Here is a 26,309-nt window from a genome sequence, read left to right as displayed (position 1 = left end):
GCCGCTCAGGCCTCGACCCAGGTCCAGGTGCCGGCCGGGCCGTCGACCGAGACGTCGCCGCGGGAGCGCGTCACGGTGAAGACCGTCGCCTCCCCCGTGTCGTGCGCGACGACCCGGACCGGCGTCGCTCCGTCCGGTCCCGGGAACACCCTCAGCTCGAGCCCGTCGAGGTAGTCGTACTCGGCCGAGTCCTGGCGGGCCCCTACCGGGATCACCGCGCCCTCGCGCACGTACAGCGGCAGCGAGTCGAAGCCGTGGACCTCACGGCGCCACTCCCCCGTCGAGACGGTCCGCTCGCCCGTCCACCAGCTCGTCCACGTCCCGCGCGGGAGGTAGAACTCGACCGTGCCGTCCTCGGTGAACACCGGAGCGACGAGCAGGTCCTGCCCGAGCAAATACTGCGTGTCGAGGTGGGCGGCGCTGCGGTCGTCCTCGAACTCGAGCGCCATCGGCCGCATGATCGGGACGCCGGTGCTCGCCGCCTCCGCCCCCGCCGCGAAGAGGTAGGGCATCAGCGAGAGCTTCAGCCGGGTGAAGAGCCGGGTGACCTCCACGGCCTCCTCGTCGAACGCCCACGGCACGCGCACCGAGGAGGATCCGTGCAGCCGCGAGTGCGAGGAGAGCAGGCCGAACGCGAGCCAGCGCTTGAACACTCCGGGATCGGGCGTTCCCTCGAAGCCGCCGATGTCGTGCGCCCAGAAGCCGAACCCGCCCAGCGCGAGCGAGAGGCCTCCGCGCAGGGTCTCGGCCATCGACACGTAGGAGGAGGTGTTGTCCCCGCCCCAGTGCACCGGCAGCGACTGCCCGCCGACCGTGGCGCTGCGGGCGAAGAGGACCGCGCGGCCCTCGCCGAGCTCCTGCTCGAGCACCTCGTGCACCGCGCGGTTGTAGAGCTGGGTGTACCAGTTGTGCATGGCCTCGGGGTCGGTCCCGTCGGCCCAGACGACGCCCTCCGACGGGATCCGCTCGCCGAAGTCGGTCTTGAAGGAGTCGACGCCCTGGCGCACGAGGACGCGGAGCTTCTCCTGGAACCAGGAGGTCGCCTCCGGATTCGTGAAGTCGATCAGCGCCATGCCGGCGACCCACATGTCCCACTGCCAGACGTCGCCGGAGGCCGTTCTGAGCAGGTACCCCTTCTCGCGCCCCTCAGCGAACAGCGGCGACGCCTGCGCGATGTACGGATTGATCCAGACGCAGGTGTGCAGCCCGCGCTCGTGCAGGCGGGCGAGGATCCCCTCGGGGTCCGGGAAGGTGCGCGGGTCCCACTCGAGGTCGGTCCACTGGAACTCGCGCATCCAGAAGCAGTCGAAGTGGAACGCCGACAGCGGCAGCTCCCGCTCCGCGAAGCCGTCGATGAAGGAGTTCACCGTCTCCTCGTCGTAGCTCGTGGTGAAGCTGGTCGTCAGCCACAGTCCGTAGCTCCAGGCGGGCACGACGGAGGGGCGGCCCGCGAGGCCGGTGTAGCGCCGCAGCACGTCCTTCTTCGTCGGGCCCTGGATCACCAGGTACTCCAGCGCCTCGCCACCGACCGAGAACTGCACGCGCTCGACCGCCTCGGAGCCGATCTCGAACGAGACGAGGCCGGGATCGTTGACGAGCACGCCGTAGCCGCGGCTGGAGAGGTAGAACGGGACGTTCTTGTAGGCCTGCTCCGAGGAGGTGCCGCCGTCGGCGTTCCACACATCCACGGTCTGGCCGTTCTTCACGAAGGGGCCGAAGCGCTCGCCGAGCCCGTAGACCAGCTCGCCGACGCCGAGGTCGAGCTGCTCGTGCAGGTAGGCGGCTCCGTCCGGTCCGGTCAGGTAGCCCTGCGCCTTGTGCCCGGAGCCGGTGAGGCGCGTGCCGGTCGAGGTGTCCCAGAACTCCAGCGACCACGGAGCGCCCTGCCTGATCCGGACCTCGAGGTCGCCGGTGCGCAGCACGCCGCCGGACTCCGTCACCTCCGCCGCTCCGACGTCGCCCCCGGCCAGCTCGAAGCCGGGCCGCACCGCCGTCCCGCGCCAGTGCTCGATCCGCACCCGCGCGACCCCCTCGGCCGGCGAGGACACCGCGACCGTGAGCGCCGGCCGGTTGAGGACGTCGCCGCGGCCCTGGATGACCCGGGTCGGGGCGATCACCTCGAGCGAGGTGCCGTCGGTGCGGATGTCGTACGCCTCCTGCGCGAACAGGGGCGTGAATCCGGCCCGCGTCTGCCAGAACCCGTCGGTGAACTTCATGGGGGTGCCTTTCGATGGCGCGCCGGCGGATCCCGCGAGGGAGGCGCCGACGGAGGGAGAGAGGGCTACTTGACCGCGCCGGCGGTGATGCCGCGCGTGAGGGTGCGCTGGAAGATCAGGAAGAAGATCAGCGTCGGGAGAAGGCCCAGGAGGGCGCTCGCGCTGGTCGTGGTGACGTCCATGATCTTGTCGCCCTGGAGGCTCGAGATCGCGATCGGGACGGTCTGCGTCGCGTCGCTCACCAGGAAGACCAGCGGGATGAGGAACTCGTTCCAGGTCCAGATGAAGAAGAAGATCATCAGCACCGAGAGGGTGGGCCGCGAGATCGGGACGATCACCCGGGTGAGGACCTGCCACTTCGAGGCGCCGTCGAGAGCCGCGGCCTCGAGGATCTCCTTCGGGAAGGTGCCGTAGACGCTCGAGAGCAGATAGGTGCCGAACGCCGACTGGATGACGGTGAAGATGACGATGACCGACAGCTGGGTGTCGTAGATCCCGACCGCTTTGAACATGTAGTACAGCGGGTAGAGCAGGGCCTCCTGCGGGAGCATGTTCGCCAGCAGGAACAGGACGATGATCCAGCTCCGGCCGCGGACCCGGCCGATGCCGATCGCGTAGGCGTTCAGCACCGAGAGGGCGACGGCGAGGATCGCGACCGACCCCGAGATGAGGATCGAGTTGCCGAGCTTCTCGGGGAAGTCGACGCGGCTCCAGAAGGTCGAGAGGCCGTCGAAGGAGAGGCCGGTCGGGAAGGCGAGCGGGCCGTTCGCCGAGTACTCCGCGGGGGTCTTGAAGGAGTTGAGCAGGATCAGCAGCACCGGGCTGATGATCACGAGCCCGATCACCACGGCGACGGCGAGGATCACCCAGTCGCCGAGGGTGCGCTTCGTCGTGCCCTTCGCGGGCTTGGCGGGACGGGAGGACGAGAGGTCCGCGTCCTCCGTGCCGGCCTGGATGAGGGGCAGGGTCTCGATGGCCGACATCAGCGGGCTCCTTCGCTGCGCTCGACGCGCTCCTGGGCGCGGATGAACAGCACGGCGAGGATCACGATGACGATCGTGAGCGCGGTCGCGATGGTGGCGCCGTAGCCCACCTGCTGCTTCTGGAAGAACTCGGTGTACGAGTAGTAGGAGGGGACGATCGTGGAGTCGCCGGGGCCGCCGCGGGTCAGGGCGTAGATCGGGCCGAAGACCTTCAGCGCGGCGATGGTGCAGGTGAGGGTGACCACGAAGATCTCGGGCCGGATGATCGAGACCGTGATCCAGCGGAAGCGCTGGAACCAGTTCGCCCCGTCGAGCTCCGCCGCCTCGTAGAGCTCGGGGTCCACGCGCTGCAGCGCCGCCATGAAGATGACGACCGGGTAGCCCAGCTGCACCCAGATCATCACGACCATGATCGAGAGCATCGCGGTGTCCGGCTTGCCGAGCCAGTCGTGCGAGAGGGAGCCGAGCCCGACGGCCTCGAGGATCGAGTTCAGCGCGCCGTTGTCGGGGCGGAGGATCCAGCCGATGACGATCGCGGCGATGACGGTCGGCAGGATCTGCGGGAGGTAGTAGGTGGCACGGAGGAAGCTCGCCAGGCGCCCGCCGAACTTCTTGCCGACGAGATCGAAGAGGATCGCCGCGAGCAGGAGTCCGAGGATCGTGGGGACGATCACCATCGCGATGATCATGTAGACCGAGTTGAGGAACGAGGTCCAGAACTGGTCGTCGCCCATCAGCTCGATCCAGTTGTCGAGGCCGATGAAGATCGGCGGCTTGATGCCGCGCCAGGACGTGAAGCTGATGTAGACGTTCCAGATCAGCGGGATCAGCACGATGAACGTGAAGAGCACGAACCCGGGGATCAGGTAGAGCCAGTAGCCGCCGGAGCGCTTCTCGCGGGGCGGCGTCGTGGAAGGCGGCGCGCTCTCCGCGCGACGAGGTGCTGTCGTCGTCATGGGTACTCCTAGGTCGGACGGGGTCGTGGGTGTGCTGCCGCGGGATGCCGCTCCGGTACGGAGGCGACGGCGTGTCGTGTACCGGAGCGGCATCCAGCGGGGGGGTGGAGGCTCGGCGGTGTTCGTGCGACCCCCTCGAGGGGTCGCCGTCACGTCCTCAGGTCTTCCACGGCCGTTCCGCGCCTGCAGGCGCGGGGCCGGCCGCCGTGGCCGACATCACGTGACGCTTCCGCGTCACGTGATGTCGGCGACTCCGTCGTCGTACTTGGCCTGGAGGTCGGAGAGCATGGCGGACTCGTCGGAGGAGCCGTTGATGAGCTCCTGCGTGGCGGCGACCAGGTCGTCGTAGAAGGTCGCGGTGGGCCAGTCGGGGTAGAAGGAGAGCTGGTCGCCGTCGACGACCGTCTTCCACTGCGAGAGCAGCGCCTTGCTCTTCTCGTCGGTGATGGCGCTCTCGTCGACGACCAGCGGGATGCCTCCGTTGTTGCCGATGAGGTTCTGGATCTCGGGTCGCATCGTGATGTCGATCCACTTGTAGGCGAGGTCCTTGTTCTTCGCCGTCTCCGGGATCACCCAGTGGTTGCCGGCGGAGCCCATCGTGAACTCGGCGCCCGGGAAGAGGAACGTGTCCCACTCGAATCCGGTGATCTCGGTCTTGAAGCGGCCGAACCACCAGGAGCCCGAGAAGAAGATCGGGTACTCGCCCGAGATGAACGCCGTGCCCGCGTCCTCCGCCTTCAGCCCGGAGGCGTCGGCCGAGAAGTAGCCCTTGTCGACGTAGGTCTTCAGCTGGTCGGCCGCGTAGCTCCAGGCCGCGTCCTCGAAGTCGACCTCGCCCGTGTAGGTCTGGTAGTCGGTGATCCAGGAGCGGTCGGCCTTCAGCAGCGCGAGCTGGTAGAAGAGCTGCTGCAGCGGGTACTCGGCGCCGGCCTCGGCCAGCGGGGTGATCCCCTTGGCCACGAAGGCGTCGAGGACGGCCGTGAACTCCTCGTAGGTGGTGGGTACCTCGAGGCCGTTCGCGGCGAAGGCGTCCTTGTTGTAGTAGACGAAGGTGAACTCGCCGTAGTTGGGGATGCCGTACCAGGAGCCGGAGCCCATGATCCCGTTCTCGTCGTACTTCGCGGTGGTCTGCAGCGCGCCGGGGATCAGCGAGTCCCAGCCGTAGAACGCGACCGCCTCGTCGAGGTTGGTGAGCAGGCCCTGGCTCGAGAGGAGCCCGCTGGTCGCGTTGCCCTTGTTGTACTCGACGACGTCGGGCGCCGAGTTGGAGTTGAAGATCTGGCTGGCGCCGGTGCGCAGCTGCTCGAAGGCCTTGAACTCGTACGCGATCTCGGCCCCCGTCTCCTGGGTGAAGATGTCGCGGGCGGCGAGCCAGGCGATGCCGCGGTCGCTGTCGGGCGTCTCGAAGTCCCAGAGCGTGAGGGTGCGGCCGGCGCCGTCGACCGTGGTCGAGAGCGCGTCGGAGCCGGCGTCGGAGCCGCCACCGGAGCAGGCGGCCAGCGCGAACATCGCGCTGAGGCCGACTCCGCCGGCGAGGAGGTTGCGCCGGCTGAGACCGGCGGTCGGGCGGTGGAAGGCGGAGCGGGATCGGAGCGACATTGCGGTGGTTCTCCTTCGAACGGTGCGGTGGTGCTGCGGAGGTGGTGCAGGGAGCGCTCTCTCGCGGGGGCGTGGTGTCGAAGCGTTTCGACAGTGCGCAGAGCCGGAGCGGGCAGGAAGAGGGTGGAGGACTAGAGGGAGGCCGGCGCGGGAGTGCCGGACGGGACCGCCGGCACCGGAGCGCCGGTCGGAGCGACCGCGAGGGATCCGCGGTCGACGTAGGAGGGCGGGAGCAGCTCGACGCCGACGGTGCGGCCGGAGTCGATCTGCTGGAGGGTCCGCGCGACGGCCGCTCGACACATCGCGTCGAACGGGAGGGGAAGACTGCTGGTGGGGACAGGGAGGGCGCCGCCGTCGTAGCTGGCGCAGGCCGCCAGGATCGACAGGTCGCCGGGGACGGAGAGGCCGCGCTCGAGGACGCGCTCGATCGCCGCCTCCGCCACGGGCTCGTTGCAGTGCAGCACGAGCGCGGTCGGCGGGACGGGTGCTCCGAGGATCGCGTCGATCGCGGCCGATGCGCTCGGGCGGCCGATGTGCGGGCGCTCGACCGCGATCTCGACTCCGAGCGCTGCGGCCTCGGCGCGGAACGCCTCGTCGAAGCGGCGGACGAAGCCTGCGTTGCGGTCGGTGTAGGACTGCGGGTGCTCGAGCAGGCCGAGCGAGCGGTGGCCCAGCTCGGCGAGCCGGCGGACGCTCTGGCGGGCGGCCTCGGCGAAGTCGAGGTCGACGCAGGCGAGATCGTGGGAGTCGGCGGGCACGCCGATGAAGGTGGCGGGGACCCCGGCCGCGCGGATCAGCTCGGCGCGGTCGTCGTCGTCGTCGACGCCCATCAGGACGATGCCGTCGACGAGCGAGGAGGAGGACACGCGCCCGATGCCGCTGGAGGCCTCGTCGGTGACGAGCAGCAGGACGTCGTAGTCCGACTCCCGGGCGCGCTCGAGCACCTCGGTGACGAAGCGCATGTGGGTCGGCAGATGCAGCTCGCCGCGCATCGGGGCGGAGAGGGCGAGGATGTGGGTCCGCGCCCCGGCGAGCATCCGGGCTCCCGCGTGGGGCCGGTAGCCGAGCTGGCGCACCGCGTCGTCGACGCGCTGCCGTGTGGAGGCGGCGATCGAGCGCTTGCCGGAGAGGGCGTAGGAGACGGTGCTGATCGAGACTCCGGCAGCGCGGGCCACGTCGTGGATGGTCGCCATGGCTCCTCCTGCCGGACGTCGTCGTCGGTCGCGGTCGAGCTTCGAAGCGCTTCGACCGGTCGTGCTGGAGCGACTGTACGCACAGTCGAAGCGCTTGCGCAAGCGATCCTCGCGACGTCCTCCCCGGGCACCGGCCCGCTCCGCGAGCGGTTCCGCGGCACGAGCGGGCGGCACCCGCGATGGGGCCGGAGGGCGACGCGCCGGGCCTTCCGCTCGTTGCGCCTCTCGATCCTCAGGAGATATGTTGGGCTCAACAACAATTCGGCGACGTCGCCGGAAAGGATTCGGATCCCATGTCCCTGACCCCCACCCGCGCCGACAAGTTCTCGTTCGGCCTCTGGACCATCGGCTACAACGGGACGGACCCGTTCGGCGGCCCGACCCGCGAGCCGCTCGACGTCGTCCACGCGGTCGAGAAGCTCGACGAGCTCGGCGCGTACGGCCTCACCTTCCACGACGACGACCTGTTCGCCTTCGGCTCCACCGACGCCGAGCGCCAGACCCAGATCGACCGCCTCAAGGGCGCGCTGGAGTCCACCGGCCTCGTCGTGCCGATGGTCACCACCAACCTCTTCAGCGCCCCGGTCTTCAAGGACGGCGGCTTCACCTCGAACGACCGCGACGTCCGCCGCTTCGCGCTGCGCAAGGTCCTCCGCAACATCGACCTCGCCGCCGAGCTGGGCGCGAAGACGTTCGTCATGTGGGGCGGCCGCGAGGGCGCCGAGTACGACTCCGCCAAGGACATCCGCGCCGCGCTCGAGCGCTACCGCGAGGCCGTCAACCTGCTCGGCGACTACGTCACCGACAAGGGCTACGACATCCGCTTCGCCATCGAGCCCAAGCCGAACGAGCCCCGCGGCGACATCCTGCTGCCCACGCTCGGCCACGCGATCGCGTTCATCGACTCCCTCGAGCGTCCCGAGCTCGTCGGCGTGAACCCCGAGGTCGGCCACGAGCAGATGGCGGGTCTGAACTTCACCGCCGGCATCGCCCAGGCGCTGTACCACGGCAAGCTCTTCCACATCGACCTCAACGGCCAGCGCGGCATCAAGTACGACCAGGACCTGGTCTTCGGCCACGGCGACCTGCACAACGCGTTCTCGCTCGTCGACCTCCTCGAGAACGGCGGCCCCGGCGGCGTCCCGGCCTACGACGGCCCGCGCCACTTCGACTACAAGCCCTCGCGCACCGAGGACGAGACCGGAGTCTGGGACTCGGCCGCCGCGAACATGCGCACCTACCTGCTGCTCAAGGAGCGCGCCGCGGCCTTCCGCGCCGACCCCGAGGTGCAGGAGGCGCTGGCCGCCGCCAAGGTCGCCGAGCTCTCCACCCCGACGCTGAACGAGGGCGAGTCGTACGACGACCTGCTCGCGGACACCGCCTCGTACGAGTCGTTCGACGCCGACGCCTACCTCGGCGGCAAGGGCTTCGGCTTCGTGCGCCTGCAGCAGCTGGCCACCGAGCACCTGCTCGGCGCCCGCGGCTGACCCGCACCCTCTGAGCCCGCGGTCAGCCGCGGGACGACCTGAGACGGACGAGATCCCCTGCACCGGCACGGGATCTCGTCCGTTCTCCTGCATCCGGCCCGGTTCCGCACCGGACGCCCGAACCCGAACCCCCCAACGAAAGAGGACAGCGATGACGCTCGTCGCAGGGATCGACTCGTCGACCCAGAGCTGCAAGGTGGTCGTCCGCGACCTCGACACCGGCGCCGTGGTGCGCACCGGCCGGGCGAGCCACCCGGACGGCACCGAGGTCGATCCGGCCGCGTGGTGGGAGGCGCTGCAGCTCGCCCTCGCCGACGCCGGCGGGCTCGACGACGTCGCCGCGATCTCGGTCGGCGGCCAGCAGCACGGCATGGTCGTCCTCGACGAGAGCGGCGCCGTCATCCGCCCCGCTCTGCTCTGGAACGACACCCGCAGCGCGCCCGCCGCCGCCGCGCTCATCGAGGAGCTCGGAGCCGGGGCCTGGGCGGAGCGGACCGGATCGGTGCCGGTCGCCTCCTTCACCGCCACCAAGCTCCGCTGGCTGCGCGACGCCGAACCCGAGAACGCCGCCCGTGTCGCCGCCGTCGCGCTCCCCCACGACTGGCTGACCTGGCGCCTGCTCGGCTACGGCCCCGACTCCGCCCGCGGTCCGCAGCTCGACGCCCTCACGACCGACCGGTCGGACGCGTCCGGCACCTCGTACTGGGGAGCGGACGGCTACGACCTCGACCTGCTCGAGCGCGCCCTCGGCCACCGCCCGCTGCTCCCCCGCGTGCTCGGCCCCTCGGAGGAGGCGGGCCGCACCGAGAGCGGACTCGTCGTCGGCCCCGGCGCGGGCGACAACGCGGGCGCCGCGCTCGGCCTCGGCGCCGGCCCCGGCGACGTGGTCGTCAGCATCGGCACGAGCGGCACCGTCTTCGCCGTCACGGACGACCCGGTGCGCGACGCCTCCGGGACCGTCGCCGGCTTCGCCGATGCGAGCGGGCGCTTCCTGCCTCTGGTCGCGACGCTCAACGCCGCGCGCGTGCTGGCCTCGACCGCGACCCTGCTCGGCAGCGACTTCGACGAGTTCGCCGCACTGGCGCTGGAGGCGGAGCCGGGTGCCGACGGCCTCGTGCTGGTCCCCTACTTCGAGGGCGAGCGCACGCCGAACCTGCCGGACGCGACCGCGAGCCTGCACGGGATGACCATCGCCTCGACCACGCGACCGAACCTCGCCCGCGCGGCGATCGAGGGCATGCTCTGCGGACTGGCCGACGGGCTCGACGCCGTTCGCGCGCAGGGAGTGGAGGCGCGGCGCATCCTCCTCATCGGCGGAGCCGCGCAGAACCGCGCCGTGCAGCTCGCTGCATCGCAGGTGTTCGACGTGCCCGTGCAGGTGCCGACGCCCGGCGAGTACGTGGCCGACGGTGCCGCCGTGCAGGCCGCCTGGGCGCTGACCGGATCGTGTCCGACGTGGACCGTCACCTCGGTGGCCGAGCCCGCGCCGGACCACCACCCTGTGATCCGCGAGCAGTACGCGGCCGCCCGCGCCTGAGAATCCGGCCCCGGCCCTCATCCAGGGCCGGGGCCGCGCCGCAAGCCCCAGTGGACGGGGAGCGGAATCGCGCTACTCTCATTACTCAGCCAGCTGACTAATGGAGGAGCGACATGACCGCCACACGAACCCCCGACCGCGCCGACCGGATCCGCCAGGTCGTCGTCGCCGTGAGCGCGGTGCTCGCCCTCATCGGCTCGTTCATCGGCTCGGGCGCCGCGGGCGGCACGCAGATCCAGAACGCGGCCGGCGGCGCCCTGACCGCGTCCTCGACCCCCATCGCTCCCGACGGCCCCGCCTTCGCGATCTGGAGCGTCATCTACACCGGCCTCATCGCCTACGCGATCTGGCAGTTCCTGCCCTCGCAGACCGCCCGCACCCGCCACCGCCGGCTGGGCTACTGGGCCGCCGCCAGCCTCCTCCTGAACGCCGCGTGGATCCTGGTCGTCCAGGCCGGCTTCCTGACGCTCAGCGTCGTCGTGATCGCCCTGCTCCTCGCCGTGCTCGCGCGCATCTTCGTGATCCTGCGGACCACCCGGTCGGCCGGAGTGGTCGACGCGATCGTGACGGACGGCACCTTCGGGCTCTACCTCGGCTGGGTGTGCGTGGCCACGGCCGCGAACGTCACCGCCGGGCTCGTCGGCGCGGGAGTCGGCAGCGCGGACGGTCCGGGCGCCGCGGTCTGGGCGGTCGTCGTCCTCGCCGTCGCCGCGCTCGTCGGACTCCTGATCGCCGTCACCGGCCGCGGCCGCATCGCCCCGATGCTCTCGCTCGTCTGGGGACTCTCCTGGGTCGCCGTCGGCCGCTTCGCCGGCGAGCTCGTCTCGGTCCCCGCCGGGATCGCCGCGCTGGTCGCCGCCGCCGTGGTGCTGGTGGTCACCCTCCTCGTCCGCGCCACCGCGGGACGCCGGGTCAGCGCCGCCTGATCCTTGCGCGACGAAGGCCGAGAGGCCGGGACAGCCCTGGTCCGGGGCCGCCCGGCCTCTCGGCCTCCGTCGTGGCGGCGGATCAGGTGATCAGCGTGTCGACGTACTCCCGGTTCTCGTCCATCCACGCGGCGAGGGCGGCGGAGCGGTCGTCGGCCCCGTCGTTGAACAGCGCGTTCTCGAGCGAGTAGAGCGTCTTCGAGTCCATCCGGAAGTCGCGGATCCAGCGGCTCATCGTCGGGTAGTCCGCGTCGAACGCGGCCGAGCCGAAGGAGTGGATCCCCTCCGCCTGCCCGAGCAGGCCCTTCGGGTCCTCGAGGTCCTTGACCGGGAAGGCGTCGTAGGCCCAGTGCGGGCGCCAGAGCGTGACGGCGATGTTCTCGCCCGCGGCGGTCGCGCTCGAGAGCTCCTGGAGCATGGCCGGCGTCGACGAGGTGAGGTAGTCCATCCCCTCCAGGCCGTAGCCGGGGATGACGTCCTCGGTCGTCGTCTTGTTGAGGCCGGAGCCGGGCTCGATGCCGATCAGGCGGTTCCCGACGACCCCCGGGTCGGCGGCGAGCTCCTCGAGGGAGTCGATCGGAGCGTCCTCGTTGACCGCGATGGTCAGCTTCGCCTCGTCGTTCCACGCGCCCAGGTCGACGATCGAGTCGCCGTACTGCTCGACGTACCGGGCGTGGGTGAGCGGCAGCCAGGTGTCGAGGGCGAGGTCGTAGTCGCCCGTCGAGAGGCCCTGGAAGCCGGGGGCGACGTCGGCGTTCTGCAGGGTCACGTCGTAGCCCTGCTCCTCGAGCACCGCCTCCCACAGAACGGAGACGGCGATCCCCTCGTCCCAGCCCTGGAACACGGCGACGGTCACGTCGGTGCGGTCGCCGTTGTCGACGGAGGCGGCGGTGGCGGGAGCGGCGAGGGTCGCGGCCCCGAGGGACGCGACCAGGCCGATCGAGACGACGCCGACGGCCGAACGGGTCGCCATGACGGCGCGGCGGTTCTTCGCCCGGGCGACCCTCGCCGGCGAGGGCGAGCCCAGCGCGCCGGTCATCCGGTCGAGGACGACCGCGAGGATCACGACGGAGACGCCCGCCTCGAAGCCGAGCGCGACGTCGATCCGGTTGAGGCTCGCGACGACGTCGCCGCCCAGCCCTCCGGCGCCGACCATGCCCGCGATGACGACCATCGAGAGCGAGAGCATGATGACCTGGTTGAGGCCCGCCAGGATCGAGGGCAGCGCCAGCGGCAGCTGGATCTGGCGGAGGATCCGCCACTTCGAGGAGCCGAACGACTCCCCCGCCTCGACGAGCTCCGGGTCGACGCCGCGGATGCCCAGCTCGGTGAGCCGGACGCCCGGCGCCATCGCGAACACGATGGTCGCGACGATGCCCGGCACCACTCCGACCCGGAACAGGATCAGCGCGGGGATCAGGTAGACGAAGGCCGGCATCGTCTGCATCAGGTCGAGGACGGGCCGGATGACCGCGGAGGCCGTGCGGTTGCGCGCGGCGAGCACGCCCAGCGGCACGCTCAGCGCGATGGCGATCACGGAGGCGACGAGCACCAGCGCGAGGGAGTCCATCGCGTTCTCCCACTGGTCGACCCCCACGATCAGCAGGAGCCCCACGGCGGTGCCGGCCGCGAAGACCCAGCCGCGGACGGCGTAGGCCAGTACGGCGAGGAAGGCGACGATCACCCAGAAGGGCGGTGTCGCGAGGACGAGGTCGACGCCGGAGTAGAGGGCGCCGAAGACGGTGCGCAGCAGGTCGAAGACCGGCTGGAAGGTCTGCGTGAGGACGTCGACGGCACCCTCGGCGAGGGCGCCGAGCGGGAGGCGGAATCCGAGATCGGTCATCGTGCACCTCCGTCCGCCGCGAGGACGGCGTCGTCGACGGGGCCTCCGGTCGCGTGCAGGGTCGCGGTGACGACCTCGGTCGAGACGGTGGCGGGCGGCTCGATCACCGGGTGCTCGCCGGTGCGGGCGGGCACGTTGCCGAGCGCCGCGAGCAGGGTCACCCGCGGGATCGCTCCGAGCAGACGCCCGTCGGCGTCGACCACGGCGACCGGCAGCGCCGACTCGACGGCGGGCTCGATGACCTCGCTGAGGGCGGTGTCCGGACCGACGGTGACGACGTCGGAGGTGAGGACCGCCGAGAGGTCGCCGGTGCTCCGGCGCACCTGCTCGATCACGTCGCGGTCGCGGACCGTGCCCAGCAGCCGTCGTCCGCCGCCGACCACGAACGCGGCCGAGGTCTGCAGGTCGCGCATGCTCCTCAGCGCGGCGCGGGGACCGGCCGCGAGGGTGACCACGGAGCGGGCGGGCTCCATCACGGCGGAGGCGGTGAGCACGCGGGCGCGGTCGACGTCCTGCACGAACTGGGCGACGTAGTCGTTCGCCGGGTCGGTGAGGATCTCCTCCGGGGTGCCGATCTGGACGATGCGGCCGTCGCGCATCACCGCGATGCGGTCGCCGAGGAACATGGCCTCGTTGAGGTCGTGCGTGATGAAGACGATGGTCTTGCCGAGCTCGTGCTGCAGCTCGATCAGCTGCTCCTGCATCTCGCGGCGGATCAGCGGGTCGAGTGCCGAGAACGCCTCGTCCATCAGCACGATGTCGGTGTCGGCGGCGAGCGCCCGGGCGAGGCCGACGCGCTGGCGCATGCCGCCGGAGAGCTCGTCGGGCATCTTCTCGTGCCAGCCGGCGAGACCGGCGCGCTCGACCGCGAGCATCGCCCGCTCGCGGCGCTCGGCCGCGGGGACGCCCTGGATCTCGAGCGGGTACGCGACGTTGTCGAGCACGGTGCGGTGCGGGAGGAGCGCGAAGTGCTGGAACACCATCGACACCGACGAGCGGCGCACGCGGCGCAGCTCCGCCTCGGAGACGCCGGTGATGGTGGAGCCCTCGATCAGGACCTCGCCCGCGGAGGGCTCCTGGAGCCCGTTCAGCATGCGGATGAGGGTGGACTTCCCGGAGCCGGAGAGGCCCATCACGACGAAGATCTCGCCGCGGCGCACGGTGAAGGACGCGTCGATCACCGCGGCCGTGCCGAGTCCGGCGAGCTCGCCGCGGTCGGCGCCCTCGCCCAGTCGGCGGACGACCTCGTCGGGCTTCCGGCCGAACACCTTGAAGAGGTGGCGGGCCTCGAGAGCGGGGGTCGCGGGATCGGCGCCCGCCTCGCTCCGGGGCTCGCTGATGGTCTGCTGGTTCTGGTGCACGTACACTCCGTCGGCGCGCAGGGACGACGCCCTGCGCTCATCTCGTGGTGCCGGGTCGGGAGCGTGGGACAGCCGTGCGTCGAGCCTCCGCGTGCGTCCCGCCGCTCAGCGCGGCAGGGGGTGGAGGCGAGAGCGTCCGAGGCGGCCTCGGGGCCGCCTCCACTCCCGTTGACCGTACGATCGCGGCGCGTCCTGGGGGACGCCGTGCGAGCGCGGACCGGTTCATCGGGGCCCGTGAGGACCGCCGACCACGGTAGCCGCGGAGCCGCCGAGGGGCAAACGTCGGACAATTGCGGAGGCGGGTCCAGGGGTGGCGGTGAACCGATCAGCGCAAGTGAATGTGCTGGTCGGAGCTGGTTTCCGGAGTGTTGCGCGATCGTTACCGTGGTGGCGCGGCCGGCGGCGCTCGTTCCGGCCGGTCTCCATCCGCCGCCGCGCGGCTGCTCGACCGGCGAGGAGGCCCTGTCGCTCAGACGGTGGTCTCGCCCGCCGGGCCCGAGGGGGCCGCCGCGCCGACTCCGCTGACGGGCTCGCCCTGCCAGGACACGAGCGTCCACGCGTCGCCCGAGCCCTCGAGGACGACGACGCCGGTGTTGTCGAGCAGGTGGTCGGCGATGAAGCGCGCACCGAGGTCGAGGGAGCGCAGACCCGCCCAGCAGCGGATGGCCGCGCCGTGACTGACCAGCGCGACGACCTCGTGCCCGAGCGCCTCCGCCTCCGCCACCACCGCGTCGTAGCGCGCCGCGAACTCGTCGCCCGTCTCGCCGCCCGCCAGCCGGATCGACGTCTCGCCGCCGGCCCAGCGGAAGACCGTGCCCATGTACTCCTCGACCGCCGCGTCGTCGCCGCGCATCTCGAGCCCCGCGGCCGCGACCTCGCGGATGCCGTCGCGCTCGATCGGCTCGAGCCCGAGCGCCGCGGCGAGAGGGGCGGCCGTCTCGTGGGTGCGGACCATCGTCGAGACGAGCAGCGCGCCGATCCCCTCGCCGGCGAGCCGACCGGGCAGCGCCGCGGCCTGGGTGCGGCCGAGGTCGGTGAGCCCGGGTCCGGGGATGCGGGTGTCGAGGAGCCCGGCGACGTTGGAGGGGGTCTGGCCGTGGCGGATCAGGAGGAGGCGCATCCGCCCACGCTAACCGCGGAGGCTGGGCTTCCGGGGCGCGCGTTCGCGCTCGCTCCCGCCGTTGTGCGGCGAGTGCGGCGCTGCCACGATGTGCGGGGACGCTCCCGGACCGGGAGCCGCAGACGGACGGGACGGGCGGACATGGCCTCCGAAGACGGTTTCTCGAAGGACGAGCGCGCGGCGATGAAGCAGCGTGCGGCCGAGCTGCGGGCGGAGGCGAAGCGGCAGAAGAGCGCCGACAAGGCCGACGCCGACCGCAGGGACGCGGAGGCCGCGATCGCCGCGATGACCGACGAGGAGCGGCCGATCGCCCAGATGCTGCACGACGTCGTCGGCGAGACCGCCCCCGATCTCCTCCCGAAGACCTGGTACGGCTTCCCCGCCTACGCGCGCTCCGACGGCAAGGCGATCGTCTTCTTCCAGCCCGGCGCGAAGTTCGGCACGCGCTACTCGACCCTCGGCTTCCAGGACGGCGCGCAGCTCGACGACGGCACGATCTGGCCGACCGCCTACGCGCTCGTCTCCGCCGACGCCGAGACGCGCGCCGCCGTCACCGAGCTGGTCCGCCGCGCGGCCGGGGCCTGATCCCGTGGCGCACGTCTACGACGAGATCGACGAGAGCCTCGCCTCCTGGATCCACGAGCAGCCGATGTGGTTCGTCGCCACCGCGCCCCTCGCCGCGGACGGGCACGTCAACATGTCGCCGCGCGGCCACGACTCGTTCTCGATCCTGGGCCCGCGGCGAGTCGGCTGGGTCGACTACACGGGCAGCGGAGTCGAGACGATCGCGCACCTGCGCGAGAACGGGCGCGTGTGCCTGATGTTCGCGTCGTTCGGACCGCGTCCGCGCATCGTCCGCCTGCACGGCACCGGCTCCGTGCACCTGCCCGGTTCGGAGGCGTTCGCCGAGGTCGCGGAGCAGCACCCCGAGCACCCGAGCACCCGCGCGGTCGTCACCGTCGAGCTCACCCGCATCAGCGACGCGTGCGGCTGGGGCGTGCCGGTGATGGAGCCGGTCGGCGAGCGCGACCTGCTCCTCCTCCAGGCCGAGAAGAAGGGCTCCGACGGCATGGCCGAGTACCGCGCCACGCGGAACGCGGTCAGCATCGACGGGCTGCCGGGCTACCCGTTGGACTGAGCGGGCGGGACGCGGCCGCAGCGCGGCGCGCACGAGCACGCCGACCAGCTCGAGCAGGGTCTCAGTGACGACGGCGAGCGGGTTCGACCCGGTCGGGCGGGAGTCGACGGAGAACCGGGTCTTCGTCATTCGTCAAGTCCTCGACCGCTGACCGCCGCTCAGCCCGACCAGACGTGCATCACGGTCCGTCTCCCGTTCGGGAACCCCGGGTCGATCGACGTGTTCGTCGTCGGTGCGGGTCTGAAGCGGGCGCTCCTCGCGGGGACGATGACCGGCGGCCTCGTCGACGGGTACACCGCCGCCGTCTCAGGGAGATCGCACAGCGCGACGGGACCGGTTCGCGGAAGCACGCACGAGGACGCTTCGCACACGTCCCTAGGGGATGTACTCCTGGGACCAGTAGTCGGCCCGGATCTTCAGGAGGGGCCCCTCGACGGTGGAAGCCACCGAGATGGAGCGAGGGTCCCGGAGGGTTCCCGCGATGCGTGTCTGCGGGGTCCTTTCGAGCTCGCTCGACAACTGCTCGGGAGTGATTCGCGTCGGGAGGGACGACCGCGAGCAGCCGCCGGCATCCACCGGAGGCGCATTCGACGGTCCCGCTGACGAGCTCGCTCCCCTGTGGACGGTCGATGGCCGAGGCCGCCGACCGCGCTGGTGAGGCTCATCCATGGGTCGGGACGAGAGCGAGCTCCGGGGAGCTCCGGCCGATCCCAGGAGGGGCGGACGTGGAGCGCGACTGAGGCCTGCTCGATCGACGGTCGGATCGGACGGCGTCCACACCATCGGCCCCGCAGAGATCCCCTGGCCGATCCGCCCGCCGCTACCCCCGCTCGTCGACGGCCCGGATCGAGAACAGCTCCTGCGGGGTGCAGTCGAGCGCGTCGCAGATGAGCGTCAGCGTCGTGAAGCGGATCGCGCGGGCGCGGTTGTTCTTGAGGATGGAGAGGTTCGCCATCGTGATGCCGGTGCGGGCCGAGAGGGCGGTGAGGGTCACGCCGCGCTCGGCCAGCACTGCTCCGAGGTGGCAGTCGATCCGGTGCCTCTCGTCGTCGGCGGGCTCAGACAACGCCGTCGACGTCCCGTTCGAGCTTCGCGCCGGCGCGGAACGCCGCCGTCAGGGCGAGGGCCACCACTCCGGCGAGCAGGACGGGGACGGGCCACTGCGGCAGGTTCGTCCCGATGGCCTGGTAGTCGCCGCCGAGGAAGGCGTCGCGCTGCTCGTCGGTCACCCGGCCAGCGGCGAAGAGCAGGCCTATGCCGGAGCTGAGGTACAGGCCCGCCGCGGTGTCGGCGAGGCCCTGCGCCACTCCTCCGATCAGCAGGGCGAGGCTCAGACGGCGCCAGTTCGCGAGGACGAAGGGGTCGAACGGGCGTCCGGCCGCGATGCCGCGGAGGACCCGCAGGAGGAAGACCGTGGCGAGGACGATGGTGACCGCCTGGAGGAGGCTCGGCAGCGCACCGAGCAGGCGGAGGGAGAGGGCGGCGTCGGCGAGCGTGGGCGCGGTGCCCTCGCGCGGCTCGGCCTGCAGCAGCTGCGGGAGGCGCCGGAGCGGGAGGCGGCCGTCCGCTCCCCCGAAGACCAATAGGGTGCGCCCGGTGGTGACGGTCCAGGTCTGCAGGAGCGCGGTGAGCACGGAGAAGACCGCGACGATGAGCAGGACCGCCCTGGCCACCCGGAACACGCGCGGACGCTCCCGGACCGGTCCGCTGGGGATGACACTCGTCATGGCGTGCTCCTTATCGATCGTCGATGTTATCGAGTATCGATACTACGCACGCCGGTCCGGCGATGTCGACCCGCGGCGCCCGCCGACCACGGAGACGGCGGGAGGGGTGGTTGCCCGGGGCGAGGAGCCCGATCTAGCGTGGAGGGATGTCGGATGCGAGGGAGCGCGCCGCCCGGTACCGGGCCGGCGCCGCGGGCGAGGACGAGGCGGAGCAGCCCGCCCTGCCGGAGGATCCGCTCGAGCGGGCCGCGTTCGTCGAGACGGCGATCCAGCTCGCGATCCGCCGCGGCGACTTCGACGACCTGCCGGGATCGGGGAAGCCGCTTCCGGACCTGGGCGCGGCCCACGACCCGGACTGGTGGATCCGCCGCAAGATCGAGCGCGAGAACCTCACCGGGATCGGCCCGGCCGCCTTCCTCCTCCGCGCCGAGGACCGCGCGCTCGACGAGCGCCTCGACCGCTTGCACCGCGAGGAGGAGGTGCGCGCCGAGCTCGCCGACTTCAACACGCGGGTGATCGAGGCGCGCCGCCAGCTGCTGGGTGGGCCGCCCGTCGTCACCCGGCTCCGGGACGTCGACGAGGAGGTCGCCGCCTGGTCGCAGCGGCGCGCCGATCGCGCCGCCGAGGCCGAGGCCCGGGCGGCCGCCGAGCCGGAGCGGTCCCGCCGCTGGTGGTCGCGGCGGCGCTGACGTCCCCGGAAACCGGACAGATCTGCCCCTCCCACTGGGGTCCCGCCCCGGGAAACCGGGCGGGAGCGCGCCTCCGAATCATGCGTACACATCAAGTCGACCGGAGTCCGCATGCTCACCGCCACCACCCCCGCACGCCTCCCGAGGGCCCACCCCTCGACCCTCGCCGCGCCGCCGCTCGCACTGCTCGAACCCGACTCGGACCGGATGCTCGTCATCCGCGCCGCGGAGGGCGACGACCGCGCGTTCGCCACCATCGTCCGCCGCTACACCGGGCTGCTCCGCGCGACGGCCGCCCGCACCCTCCGCAGCAGCGCCGACGTCGACGACGTGGTGCAGGAGACGTTCCTCGCGGCGTGGACCCACGTGGACAGCGTGATCGACGGCGAGACCATCGCCGGCTGGCTCGTCACGACCGCCCGCCGCCGCAGCGTCGACCGGCTCCGCTCCAGCGTCTCGCGGCTGCGAGCCGAGCTGGACGACGAGTTCCCCGCCTCCGCCGCCGACGACCCGGAGCACGCCGCGCACTGCGGATCGCTCGCCGCCGACGCCAACCGGGTGCTCGCCGCGATGCCCCCGGCCCAGCGCCGCTGCTGGGAGCTGCGCCAGCTGGAGCAGTGCAGCTACGACGCGATCGCGCACGAGCTGGGGCTCACGACCTCGACCGTCCGCGGACTGCTCGCCCGCGCCCGCGGGACCCTCCGCACGGAGCTCGCCCACTGGCGCTGATCCGCGCTGCGGATCTCGGCGCAGGCGACCAGGCGGGGGCCTTCAGCGGAGGAGGACCGGCCCCGCGCCGATCCGCACCCGGAACAGCGAGTACGGGTACGTCCGCAGATCCGTGCCGCCCTGGTAGTCGGCCTGGCGGTGCAGCTGGTTCGCGGTGACGTACAGGTGCTCGTCCGTCGCGATCGACATCGTGTCCGGCCAGAGCAGCCGCTCGTCGTGCACGATCGTCTCCATCGTGCCGTCGGTGCGACGGCGGACGATCGCGTTGTTCTCGTAGCTCGTGGCGTAGAAGCGGCCCAGCGCATCCGTCTCGAGGCCGTCCGCTCCCCCGCCCTTGTCGCCCTCGTCGACGACGGTCGCCGCGACGTCCTCGTCCGGCACCGACCGGTCGACCAGGGCCGCCGTCGCCACGCTGAACCAGCGGCGGGAGGCGAGCGGGCAGTACCAGAGGCGCTCGCCGTCGGCCGAGATCGCGATGCCGTCGGCGCCCATCGTCACCGGCTGAGGGTCGCCGTCGGCCGGGCGCTTCATCAGCACGCGGCCCTCGGCCATCGGCACGAGCTCCGGAGGAGTGAGCGCCTTCGTGCTCGGGTGGTCGTGCAGGCGGCGCCAGGCGGTCCCCGCCTCGAGGTCGACGACGATGATCCCGTTCGGGCCGGAGTCGGCCGAGTCGGTGATGTAGGCGATGCCGCGCCGCAGATCGAAGCGCACGTCGTTGAGGTAGGTGGTCGGCAGGGCGACGTCCGGCTCGAGGAGGATCACCTGCTCGACGGTGTCGGTCGCCAGGTCGACGCGGACGAGCTTGGGGCCGCCCTTCTTCGTCGGCTCGAACATCGGGCTGCCGGTGTCGAGGATCCAGAGCCGGTCGGCCGGATCGACGACGATACTCTGCACCGAGACGAGGGCGCCGGCGTCGTCGATTCCCGACGGCGTGTTCCAGGCCTCGTCCGGGTAGGGCACCGCCGCTCCGTCGACCAGCTCCACGACCGTGGCCGGGACCTCGTCTCCCCACTTCGGGAAGTTCACGAAGATCCGCCCGGTGTGCGAGACGCTGACGCCGGTGGGCATCGGCCCGCTGGTGAAGGCGTGCACGAGCTCCAGCTCGCCGAGCGGCTCGTCGACCGGGCGCGTGCCGCGGGTCTCGTCGGTCGGTCCCCAGAATCCCATGGTGCTCTCGCTGTCCTCCCGCCGGCGCGGGCTCGTGGCGGTCTCGGTGCCGGTCGGGTGCGGAGTCGGTGCCCGCCGCGACCGGTGCTCCTCATCCTGCGCGTCGGCGCCGGTCGGCGGGGAGGAGGTGGCGGAGGAGGCGGCGAGCGCCTAGCATCCGGCCGCCGCGGGCGACCCCGGAGCCGCGACCGAGGAGGCGGAGGAGGGCCGGCCCGCGTCCGACTTCGGCACGGCCTTCACGAAGGGGCTCAGCATCGAGACGGGGCAGTGCCCGGTGGAGCGGGTCGCCTCGGCGGCCGCTCCCGCCGCCCGCAGTGCACCGCCCCCCGCCGGCGCGCTCACCCGCTGGTCGGCGGATCGACGGACCAATGATCCGCCGGCCGTCCGCTTCCGGACATGACCGCTAGAGGGCGTTGCCACTGCGGCCGCTCACCTGCCACGGTCGCAGAGCGACCGACGACGGTCCACCGATCAGAAGGACCGAGGCCCGCCATGGACGACTCCTCTTCGACCGAGACCAGCACGAGCGAGATGACGCCCGAGGTGCTGGCCGCGTTCAGCGACGCCTGGACCCGCCACGACCTCGAAGCGCTGATGAGCCACATGACCGACGACTGCGTCTACGGCGCGTCCGTCGGCCCCGAGCCCGGCCGCACCTGGACGGGGAAGGAACAGGTCCGCGAGGGATTCGCGCTCATGCTCGCCTTCGACATCGGACAGGAGCGGCACGAGGAGGGGGCTCCCCTCATCGCCGGGACGCGCGGCGCGGCCACCTGGTCCTTCACCGGGACCGGCCCCGACGGCCGACCCCAGGTCACGCGGGGCTGCGACATCTACGAGTTCCGCGGCGGGAGGATCGCCCGCAAGGACGCGTTCCGGAAGGTCTACCGGGCGGACGAGGAGTAGTCCGCGCCGGCCTCCCTCGCGCAGCGGAGCCGGAGCGGCGTCCTCGTACCGGGTGGCCCCGCGCCTGCCCGCGGAGCTGATCGCATGGCTGGCCACGTCGGCGGGCAGCTGGGTCGTCGGGCAGGTGCTCACGACCGACGGCGGGTTCAGCCTGTGACCGGAGCGGCGGCGCAGCGGCTCCGGACCTAGTCGGAGGCGACGGCCCGCACGATGGTGCGGGCGACCTCGAGCTCCTCGCGCTCGTGGCTCAGGTGCACCTCGTGCACCGCTCCGGGCCAGGACAGCAGCGGCGCGTCCAGGGCGGCGGCGACGCGCCGATGCGCGCGATGCAGGGAGGACCCGGGCCGGCGGTCCGCAGTCACCACGGCCGCGGGGACGGCGGGCAGCTGAGACTCGTCGAAGCCTCGCGCCACCTGCTCCAGACCGGCGGCGGCGGAGGCGAGCCCCGGCAGGTCGACGTCCGCCATCGCGAGAGCGGCCGCGCGCGCGTCCGGGCTCATCGCGTGGCGCCTCGCCGACCGGGCGGCGCTCGTGCGCAGCAGCGCGGACAGTGCCGGGCCGAGCCCCGGCAGTCTCGAGAGCGCCGCCGTCGCCCGGGCCGTCCGCTCCACCTGACGCGCCAGTGCCGTGTCGTTGACGGGCGTCGGGTCGAGGAGCACCAGTCCCGCGACGTCCTCGGGATGATCGCGAGCGAGCAGCATCGCGACGGCACCGCCGAGACTCTGGCCGATCACGACGACCGGACCTGTCCCGAGGCCGGCCAGCACGGCGTGGACGGCGTCGGCGGCGTCGGTCAGTCCGCCGGCGACCTCCGACCCCGCTGTGCCCGGCCTGTCGTAGAGGACCACCCGGCAGCCCGGATCGACGATCAGGCCCTCGACCAGCCCGGGGAAGAAACCGTCGACGGCCTCGCCCCCGCCCGGCAGGAGGAGCACGGCCTGCCCGGACTCACCCCGCACCTGCAGCATCCGGCGAGCCTAGCCGGGGAGCCGTCCGCGACGACGACCGGCGGGGCCGGGCCCGGGGATGATGGGCGCATGGGAACTCGTGGGGCCGGAGTGCTGTGGGTGGTGAGCGCGCTCGCCTACGTGGGAGCGGAGGCGGTCGCCGCGTCCGCGTTCCCGGGCTACAGCTACGCACGGAACTACATCAGCGATCTCGGCGTGCCCGAGGTGGGCGTGTTCCAGGGGCGCGCGATCGACTCGCCGCTGCACGCGGTGATGAACGCCGGATTCCTCCTGCAGGGGGCGCTCTACCTCGCCGCCGCCGTCACGACCGTGCGGGCGGCGCGGGGCGGATCGCGGGGGCTGTTCCTCTCCCTCGCCGTGGTCTACGCCGTGGGCATCGCCGTGGTGGGCCTCGTGCACGGGAGCAGCGCCAGTGCGCAGAACGGGATCGGCGGCCTGCACGTGGTCGGCGCCGCGATGGCGATCGTCGGCGGCAACGCGGCCTCGATCGTCGCCGGTGCCGCGGCCCGGCGCGGCCGCGCCCCGTGGGCGCTCGAGACGGTCGGGATCGTGCTCGGTGCGGCCGGCCTGCTCGCGCTGCTGATGCTGCAGGTCGACACCCGCGTGCCCGGCGTCGACCTGCTGCCCGACGGCCTCTGGGAGCGCGCCTCCGTCTACGCCGTCACGGCCTGGCAGCTCGCGACCGGCCTGCGGCTGCTCCGACGGCCGGAGGTGCCGCGGCAGCCGCGGCCTCCTCAGACCGCGGGCAGCGGCGCGCAGGTGCGCAGCGCCGTGCACCGGCTCTTCCAGCTCGGGATCCGGATCCCGGAGGCCCTCTCGGTCGTCGTGTTCGACGACAACCCGTGGAGCGAGCTGGTCACCCCGCCGCTCAGCGTCGTCCGCCAGCCGATCGACATGCTCGCCCGTCACAGCGTCGAGCTCGTCCTCGCCCGCATGCAGGGCCGCCTCCCCGAGGCCCCGCAGCACATCGAGGTGCAGGCCGACCTCGTCATCCGCTCCAGCTGCGCCGCACCCCCGCGGCGCTGATCCTCTCCCCCTCCGAAAGGCACGCCATGTCCGATCCCGTCGTCGTCACCGCGATCTTCACTCCCGCCGAGGGGCAGTGCGACGCGCTCGTCGCCGCCCTCTCCACCGCCATCGCGGAGGTGCACGAGGAGGAGGGCTGCGAGCTCTACGCGATCCACGACTCGCCCGACGGCACCATCGTCATGCTGGAGAAGTGGACGAGCGGCGACCTGCTCGACGCGCACGGCGCCGGCGAGCCGGTCGTCCGCCTCAACGCGGCGATCCGCGGACTCGTCGCCCATCCGCCCGTCGTGACGCGGCTCGTCCCGATCCCGGCCGGCACCTCGCGGCAGGGCGAGCTCTAGCACCCGGGGGCGGGGCCGCTCCGGATCCGGATCGCGCGCCTCCCGCCGGAAACGCGCGCGAAACAGCGGAGGCCTACGGTCGGGAGCGACCCCGCCGCCCCGGCCGCTACCTGGAGGATCCGCATGCCCCGCCCGGCCTTCCCCGCCCCGCCCAGCGCCGAGCTGCACATCCACCTCGAGGGCACGATCGAGCCCGAGCACATCGTCGAGATGGCGCGCCGCAACGGGGTCGCCCTGCCGACCGAGGACCTCGACGCCCTCCGCGCCCGGTACTCCTTCACCGACCTCGCGTCGTTCCTGGAGCTGCACTACTCGAACCTCACCGTGCTGAAGACGGAGCGGGACTTCTTCGAGCTCGCGACCGGCTACCTCGACCGGGCGCAGAAGGCGAACATCCGCCGCGCCGAGATCTTCTTCGACCCGCAGACGCACCTCGGCAACGGCGTCGCGCTCGACACCGTGATGAGCGGGATCACCCGTGCGCTCGGCCGGAGCGAGGAGACCCACGGGATCTCGACGGACCTGATCATGTGCTTCCTCCGCGACCTGGGCGCCGACGCGGCCGATGAGATGCTGACGGCGATCCTCCCCTGGCGCGAGCACGTCATCGGCGTCGGGCTCGACTCGAACGAGGTGGGCTTCGGCCCGGAGCTGTTCGTCGACGTCTACGCGCGCGCCGCGGCGGAGGGACTGCGCCTGGTCGCGCACGCCGGCGAGGAGGGCGGGCCCGAGACGGTCGCGGCCACCGTCGAGCTGCTGAAGGTCGAGCGGATCGACCACGGGATCCGCGCGATGGAGGACCCGGAGGTGGTCGCGATGCTCCGCGAGCGCCGCATCCCGGTGACGGTGTGCCCGCTGTCGAACGTGGCCCTGCGCGCGGTGGACACGATGGCCGACCACCCGCTGCCCGCGATGCTCCGCGAGGGACTCGTCGTGACGGTCTCGAGCGACGATCCGCCCTACTTCGGCGGCTACGTGGATGAGAACTACCGCGCCCTGGTCGAGGAGCTGGGGATGGACGACGCGCAGCTCGAGCAGCTGGCGCTCAACTCCTTCGACGCGGCGTTCATCACGGAGGAGGACCGCGAGCGCTGGCAGGCGGAGGTGCGCGAGCACTTCGCGCGGTGAGCGCGTCACTGCCCGGAGAACGATCGTTCCCACCCTCCCCGCGCGCTGAGCCCTCGTTCCGCGGTCGCACGCCTCCGCGCCCGCCCTACGCTGGCCGGATGACGCGATCCGACGGCACGCGATGAGCTGGGTGCTCCTCACCGGCGCGATCCTCACCGAGGTGACGGCGTCGCTCGCCCTCCAGGCCGCCATCGAGTCGCCGGGCTGGTACGCCCTCGTGGTGGCGGGCTACCTGGCGGCGTTCGTCCTCCTCAGCCGGGTGCTCAAGGCCGGCATGCCGATCGGAGTCGCCTACGGCGTGTGGGGCGCATGCGGAGTCGCGCTGACGGCGGTCCTCGCGGCCGTGCTCTTCGGGCAGCCGCTGACGGGCGTGATGACGATCGGGCTGGTGCTGATCATCGCGGGCGTGCTGCTGGTCGAGATCGGCTCGCAGCGAGCGCAGGCCGCGCGCCGGGCGGTGCGCTGATGGCCTGGCTGCTGCTCTCGGGCGCGATCCTCACCGAGGTCGCCGCGACGATGAGCGTCAAGCCCGCGACGGACGGCCGGAAGCGCTGGTACGTCGTGGTCGGAGTCGGCTACGTCGTCGCGTTCACGCTGCTGGCCGGGGCGCTCGCGCAGGGCATGCCGATCGGGGTGGCCTACGGGATCTGGGCGGCGGTCGGAGTCGCGCTGACGGCAGTGCTCGGCCGCTGGCTGTTCCAGGACCCGCTGACCTGGACGATGCTCGGCGGGATCGGCCTGATCATCGCCGGCGTGCTGCTGGTGGAGCTCGGGCACTGACCGGCCGGCTGTCGTCGCGGCGGGAGCGCGCCTCCTCAGCCGTCGTCGCGGCGGTAGCGCGACGGAGTCACCGGTTGTCGCGGCGGTACCGCGCCTCGCGGCCGGCGATGTGGAGGCCGAGCCCGGTGACCGCGACTGCGAAGGCGACCAGCACGCCGATGAACGCGATCTCGTCGCCCGCTCCGACCGCCACGGCCGCGGCGGCGAGCCCGATCAGCGCGAGGGCGAGCACCACGGCGCCGACGGTCTCGAGAGGACTCCAGGCGGTCATGGCTCCAGCGTGCGCTCGGAGCGGCGCGCGGGCAAGGGGCGGCAGGCGAACAGGACATGACGTCCCGCCGACCGCGGAGGTCCGCGCGGGTCCCAGCACACGACCCGTCCGCCCGGACGTCGGCCGACCGGGTGCTGCGGATCGCGGAGCTCGTCCGAGGCGGTCCGCGGTGCGAGCCCGCTCCGTCCGTCCCCGCCGGAACGCCCCCGCCCGTT

General features: G+C 72.3%; 26 protein-coding genes. 13 read left to right on the top strand and 13 right to left on the bottom strand.

Features of this window, described 5'->3' with window-relative positions:
• Positions 1–5: 5 nt before the first annotated feature.
• The 5 genes from yicI to C5C71_RS13750 all read right to left on the bottom strand — a co-directional run bounded on the left by yicI (position 6) and on the right by C5C71_RS13750 (position 6,947).
• On the bottom strand, positions 6–2,216 hold the full coding sequence (gene yicI, locus C5C71_RS13770; RefSeq protein WP_104337882.1) for an alpha-xylosidase: 2,211 nt from the start codon (positions 2,214–2,216) through the stop codon (positions 6–8).
• Positions 2,217–2,281: 65 nt separating this feature from the next.
• Positions 2,282–3,199, bottom strand: a complete 918-nt coding sequence (locus tag C5C71_RS13765) for a carbohydrate ABC transporter permease (protein ID WP_104337881.1) — start codon at positions 3,197–3,199, stop codon at positions 2,282–2,284.
• Positions 3,199–4,155 (bottom strand): carbohydrate ABC transporter permease, encoded by a 957-nt coding sequence (locus C5C71_RS13760; RefSeq protein WP_104337880.1) that lies wholly within the window; start codon positions 4,153–4,155, stop codon positions 3,199–3,201. Before C5C71_RS13760 ends, C5C71_RS13765 begins: the two co-directional genes overlap by 1 nt.
• Before the next feature lie 234 nt (positions 4,156–4,389).
• Positions 4,390–5,754: an ABC transporter substrate-binding protein gene (locus C5C71_RS13755; protein ID WP_258060612.1), complete on the bottom strand. Its 1,365-nt coding sequence runs from the start codon at positions 5,752–5,754 to the stop codon at positions 4,390–4,392.
• A 131-nt stretch (positions 5,755–5,885) separates the two neighbouring features.
• Positions 5,886–6,947, bottom strand: a complete 1,062-nt coding sequence (locus tag C5C71_RS13750; protein WP_104337879.1) for a LacI family DNA-binding transcriptional regulator — start codon at positions 6,945–6,947, stop codon at positions 5,886–5,888.
• 293 nt (positions 6,948–7,240) lie between these two features.
• Here C5C71_RS13750 and xylA point away from each other — a divergent pair, with 293 nt between their 5' ends.
• From xylA to C5C71_RS13735, 3 genes are all read left to right on the top strand, one after another.
• Positions 7,241–8,434, top strand: coding sequence for a xylose isomerase (xylA, locus tag C5C71_RS13745; protein ID WP_104227357.1), 1,194 nt, complete (start codon positions 7,241–7,243; stop codon positions 8,432–8,434).
• A gap of 151 nt (positions 8,435–8,585) precedes the next feature.
• Positions 8,586–9,971: a xylulokinase gene (xylB, locus tag C5C71_RS13740; protein ID WP_104337878.1), complete on the top strand. Its 1,386-nt coding sequence runs from the start codon at positions 8,586–8,588 to the stop codon at positions 9,969–9,971.
• A 113-nt stretch (positions 9,972–10,084) separates the two neighbouring features.
• Positions 10,085–10,897 (top strand): tryptophan-rich sensory protein, encoded by an 813-nt coding sequence (locus C5C71_RS13735; RefSeq protein ID WP_104224878.1) that lies wholly within the window; start codon positions 10,085–10,087, stop codon positions 10,895–10,897.
• An 82-nt stretch (positions 10,898–10,979) separates the two neighbouring features.
• On the opposite strand, the gene C5C71_RS18080 is transcribed toward C5C71_RS13735, so the two are convergent.
• The 3 genes from C5C71_RS18080 to C5C71_RS13720 all read right to left on the bottom strand — a co-directional run bounded on the left by C5C71_RS18080 (position 10,980) and on the right by C5C71_RS13720 (position 15,221).
• Positions 10,980–12,740 (bottom strand): ABC transporter permease/substrate binding protein, encoded by a 1,761-nt coding sequence (locus tag C5C71_RS18080; RefSeq protein ID WP_104337877.1) that lies wholly within the window; start codon positions 12,738–12,740, stop codon positions 10,980–10,982.
• Positions 12,737–14,101 carry a glycine betaine/L-proline ABC transporter ATP-binding protein gene (locus C5C71_RS13725; RefSeq protein WP_258062383.1) on the bottom strand — a complete coding sequence of 455 codons (1,365 nt, stop codon included), beginning with the start codon at positions 14,099–14,101 and terminating at the stop codon, positions 12,737–12,739. The genes C5C71_RS18080 and C5C71_RS13725 overlap by 4 nt, the downstream gene beginning before the upstream one ends.
• Positions 14,102–14,570: 469 nt before the next feature.
• Positions 14,571–15,221: a histidine phosphatase family protein gene (locus C5C71_RS13720; protein WP_104337876.1), complete on the bottom strand. Its 651-nt coding sequence runs from the start codon at positions 15,219–15,221 to the stop codon at positions 14,571–14,573.
• Positions 15,222–15,362: 141 nt separating this feature from the next.
• Here C5C71_RS13720 and C5C71_RS13715 point away from each other — a divergent pair, with 141 nt between their 5' ends.
• Together C5C71_RS13715 and C5C71_RS13710 are read left to right on the top strand one after the other, a co-directional pair.
• On the top strand, positions 15,363–15,806 hold the full coding sequence (locus C5C71_RS13715) for a hypothetical protein (RefSeq protein ID WP_104227361.1): 444 nt from the start codon (positions 15,363–15,365) through the stop codon (positions 15,804–15,806).
• A gap of 4 nt (positions 15,807–15,810) precedes the next feature.
• On the top strand, positions 15,811–16,359 hold the full coding sequence (locus C5C71_RS13710; RefSeq protein WP_104337875.1) for a pyridoxamine 5'-phosphate oxidase family protein: 549 nt from the start codon (positions 15,811–15,813) through the stop codon (positions 16,357–16,359).
• A gap of 820 nt (positions 16,360–17,179) precedes the next feature.
• Here C5C71_RS13710 and C5C71_RS13700 read toward each other — a convergent pair.
• Both C5C71_RS13700 and C5C71_RS13695 read right to left on the bottom strand, forming a co-directional pair.
• Entirely contained in the window at positions 17,180–17,425 is a 246-nt protein-coding gene (locus C5C71_RS13700; RefSeq protein ID WP_104224883.1) for a helix-turn-helix transcriptional regulator, read from the bottom strand.
• A complete protein-coding gene (locus tag C5C71_RS13695; protein ID WP_104337873.1) occupies positions 17,418–18,086 on the bottom strand; it encodes a hypothetical protein in 669 nt (222 codons plus the stop codon). Before C5C71_RS13695 ends, C5C71_RS13700 begins: the two co-directional genes overlap by 8 nt.
• Positions 18,087–18,232: 146 nt before the next feature.
• On the opposite strand from C5C71_RS13695, the gene C5C71_RS13690 reads away from it, so the two are divergent.
• Both C5C71_RS13690 and C5C71_RS13685 read left to right on the top strand, forming a co-directional pair.
• The gene (locus C5C71_RS13690; protein ID WP_104337872.1) at positions 18,233–18,775 is read left to right on the top strand and encodes a DUF1992 domain-containing protein; all 543 of its coding nucleotides are present in this window, start codon (positions 18,233–18,235) and stop codon (positions 18,773–18,775) included.
• 111 nt (positions 18,776–18,886) lie between these two features.
• Complete coding sequence (locus C5C71_RS13685) at positions 18,887–19,504, top strand: RNA polymerase sigma factor (RefSeq protein ID WP_104324710.1); 618 nt, start codon at positions 18,887–18,889, stop codon at positions 19,502–19,504.
• Positions 19,505–19,546: 42 nt separating this feature from the next.
• On the opposite strand, the gene C5C71_RS13680 is transcribed toward C5C71_RS13685, so the two are convergent.
• The gene (locus tag C5C71_RS13680; RefSeq protein WP_104248122.1) at positions 19,547–20,671 is read right to left on the bottom strand and encodes an L-dopachrome tautomerase-related protein; all 1,125 of its coding nucleotides are present in this window, start codon (positions 20,669–20,671) and stop codon (positions 19,547–19,549) included.
• Between the two features lie 492 nt (positions 20,672–21,163).
• Between C5C71_RS13680 and C5C71_RS13675 the strand changes: the two genes are divergently transcribed.
• Positions 21,164–21,577: a nuclear transport factor 2 family protein gene (locus C5C71_RS13675; protein ID WP_219814199.1), complete on the top strand. Its 414-nt coding sequence runs from the start codon at positions 21,164–21,166 to the stop codon at positions 21,575–21,577.
• Between the two features lie 185 nt (positions 21,578–21,762).
• On the opposite strand, the gene C5C71_RS13665 is transcribed toward C5C71_RS13675, so the two are convergent.
• Positions 21,763–22,545: an alpha/beta fold hydrolase gene (locus tag C5C71_RS13665; protein WP_104337871.1), complete on the bottom strand. Its 783-nt coding sequence runs from the start codon at positions 22,543–22,545 to the stop codon at positions 21,763–21,765.
• A gap of 69 nt (positions 22,546–22,614) precedes the next feature.
• Between C5C71_RS13665 and C5C71_RS13660 the strand changes: the two genes are divergently transcribed.
• The 5 genes from C5C71_RS13660 to C5C71_RS13640 all read left to right on the top strand — a co-directional run bounded on the left by C5C71_RS13660 (position 22,615) and on the right by C5C71_RS13640 (position 25,823).
• Positions 22,615–23,571 (top strand): DUF998 domain-containing protein, encoded by a 957-nt coding sequence (locus C5C71_RS13660; protein ID WP_258068733.1) that lies wholly within the window; start codon positions 22,615–22,617, stop codon positions 23,569–23,571.
• Between the two features lie 26 nt (positions 23,572–23,597).
• Complete coding sequence (locus C5C71_RS13655) at positions 23,598–23,915, top strand: putative quinol monooxygenase (RefSeq protein ID WP_104337870.1); 318 nt, start codon at positions 23,598–23,600, stop codon at positions 23,913–23,915.
• Positions 23,916–24,038: 123 nt separating this feature from the next.
• Positions 24,039–25,043 (top strand): adenosine deaminase, encoded by a 1,005-nt coding sequence (locus C5C71_RS13650; RefSeq protein WP_104337869.1) that lies wholly within the window; start codon positions 24,039–24,041, stop codon positions 25,041–25,043.
• Between the two features lie 121 nt (positions 25,044–25,164).
• Complete coding sequence (locus C5C71_RS13645) at positions 25,165–25,509, top strand: multidrug efflux SMR transporter (protein ID WP_104273489.1); 345 nt, start codon at positions 25,165–25,167, stop codon at positions 25,507–25,509.
• On the top strand, positions 25,509–25,823 hold the full coding sequence (locus tag C5C71_RS13640; RefSeq protein WP_104337868.1) for a multidrug efflux SMR transporter: 315 nt from the start codon (positions 25,509–25,511) through the stop codon (positions 25,821–25,823). The genes C5C71_RS13645 and C5C71_RS13640 overlap by 1 nt, the downstream gene beginning before the upstream one ends.
• 67 nt (positions 25,824–25,890) lie before the next feature.
• On the opposite strand, the gene C5C71_RS13635 is transcribed toward C5C71_RS13640, so the two are convergent.
• Positions 25,891–26,094 (bottom strand): hypothetical protein, encoded by a 204-nt coding sequence (locus C5C71_RS13635; RefSeq protein ID WP_104248362.1) that lies wholly within the window; start codon positions 26,092–26,094, stop codon positions 25,891–25,893.
• Positions 26,095–26,309: the final 215 nt, after the last annotated feature.

It is taken from the genome of Rathayibacter sp. AY1C1 (genome assembly GCF_002932105.1).
Lineage (GTDB): Bacteria > Actinomycetota > Actinomycetes > Actinomycetales > Microbacteriaceae > Rathayibacter.
The sequence above is the reverse complement of the archived record's forward strand: the minus strand, read 5'-3'. Positions and strand labels throughout refer to the sequence as shown.

Bases quoted from the DNA above. Each gene is read 5' to 3' on its own strand.
- C5C71_RS13660 (WP_258068733.1), top strand. From the start codon at position 22,615: ATGGGAACTCGTGGGGCCGGAGTGCTGTGGGTGGTGAGCGCGCTCGCC.
- C5C71_RS13640 (WP_104337868.1), top strand. From the start codon at position 25,509: ATGGCCTGGCTGCTGCTCTCGGGCGCGATCCTCACCGAGGTCGCCGCG.
- C5C71_RS13695 (WP_104337873.1), bottom strand. From the start codon at position 18,086: ATGACGAGTGTCATCCCCAGCGGACCGGTCCGGGAGCGTCCGCGCGTG.
- C5C71_RS13645 (WP_104273489.1), top strand. From the start codon at position 25,165: ATGAGCTGGGTGCTCCTCACCGGCGCGATCCTCACCGAGGTGACGGCG.
- C5C71_RS13755 (WP_258060612.1), bottom strand. From the start codon at position 5,754: ATGTCGCTCCGATCCCGCTCCGCCTTCCACCGCCCGACCGCCGGTCTC.
- C5C71_RS13715 (WP_104227361.1), top strand. From the start codon at position 15,363: ATGGCCTCCGAAGACGGTTTCTCGAAGGACGAGCGCGCGGCGATGAAG.
- C5C71_RS13675 (WP_219814199.1), top strand. From the start codon at position 21,164: ATGGACGACTCCTCTTCGACCGAGACCAGCACGAGCGAGATGACGCCC.
- xylB (WP_104337878.1), top strand. From the start codon at position 8,586: ATGACGCTCGTCGCAGGGATCGACTCGTCGACCCAGAGCTGCAAGGTG.
- C5C71_RS13680 (WP_104248122.1), bottom strand. From the start codon at position 20,671: ATGGGATTCTGGGGACCGACCGACGAGACCCGCGGCACGCGCCCGGTC.
- C5C71_RS13735 (WP_104224878.1), top strand. From the start codon at position 10,085: ATGACCGCCACACGAACCCCCGACCGCGCCGACCGGATCCGCCAGGTC.
- C5C71_RS18080 (WP_104337877.1), bottom strand. From the start codon at position 12,740: ATGACCGATCTCGGATTCCGCCTCCCGCTCGGCGCCCTCGCCGAGGGT.
- C5C71_RS13655 (WP_104337870.1), top strand. From the start codon at position 23,598: ATGTCCGATCCCGTCGTCGTCACCGCGATCTTCACTCCCGCCGAGGGG.
- xylA (WP_104227357.1), top strand. From the start codon at position 7,241: ATGTCCCTGACCCCCACCCGCGCCGACAAGTTCTCGTTCGGCCTCTGG.
- C5C71_RS13650 (WP_104337869.1), top strand. From the start codon at position 24,039: ATGCCCCGCCCGGCCTTCCCCGCCCCGCCCAGCGCCGAGCTGCACATC.
- C5C71_RS13765 (WP_104337881.1), bottom strand. From the start codon at position 3,199: ATGTCGGCCATCGAGACCCTGCCCCTCATCCAGGCCGGCACGGAGGAC.
- C5C71_RS13665 (WP_104337871.1), bottom strand. From the start codon at position 22,545: ATGCTGCAGGTGCGGGGTGAGTCCGGGCAGGCCGTGCTCCTCCTGCCG.
- C5C71_RS13635 (WP_104248362.1), bottom strand. From the start codon at position 26,094: ATGACCGCCTGGAGTCCTCTCGAGACCGTCGGCGCCGTGGTGCTCGCC.
- C5C71_RS13720 (WP_104337876.1), bottom strand. From the start codon at position 15,221: ATGCGCCTCCTCCTGATCCGCCACGGCCAGACCCCCTCCAACGTCGCC.
- C5C71_RS13750 (WP_104337879.1), bottom strand. From the start codon at position 6,947: ATGGCGACCATCCACGACGTGGCCCGCGCTGCCGGAGTCTCGATCAGC.
- C5C71_RS13690 (WP_104337872.1), top strand. From the start codon at position 18,233: ATGTCGGATGCGAGGGAGCGCGCCGCCCGGTACCGGGCCGGCGCCGCG.
- yicI (WP_104337882.1), bottom strand. From the start codon at position 2,216: ATGAAGTTCACCGACGGGTTCTGGCAGACGCGGGCCGGATTCACGCCC.
- C5C71_RS13685 (WP_104324710.1), top strand. From the start codon at position 18,887: ATGCTCACCGCCACCACCCCCGCACGCCTCCCGAGGGCCCACCCCTCG.
- C5C71_RS13760 (WP_104337880.1), bottom strand. From the start codon at position 4,155: ATGACGACGACAGCACCTCGTCGCGCGGAGAGCGCGCCGCCTTCCACG.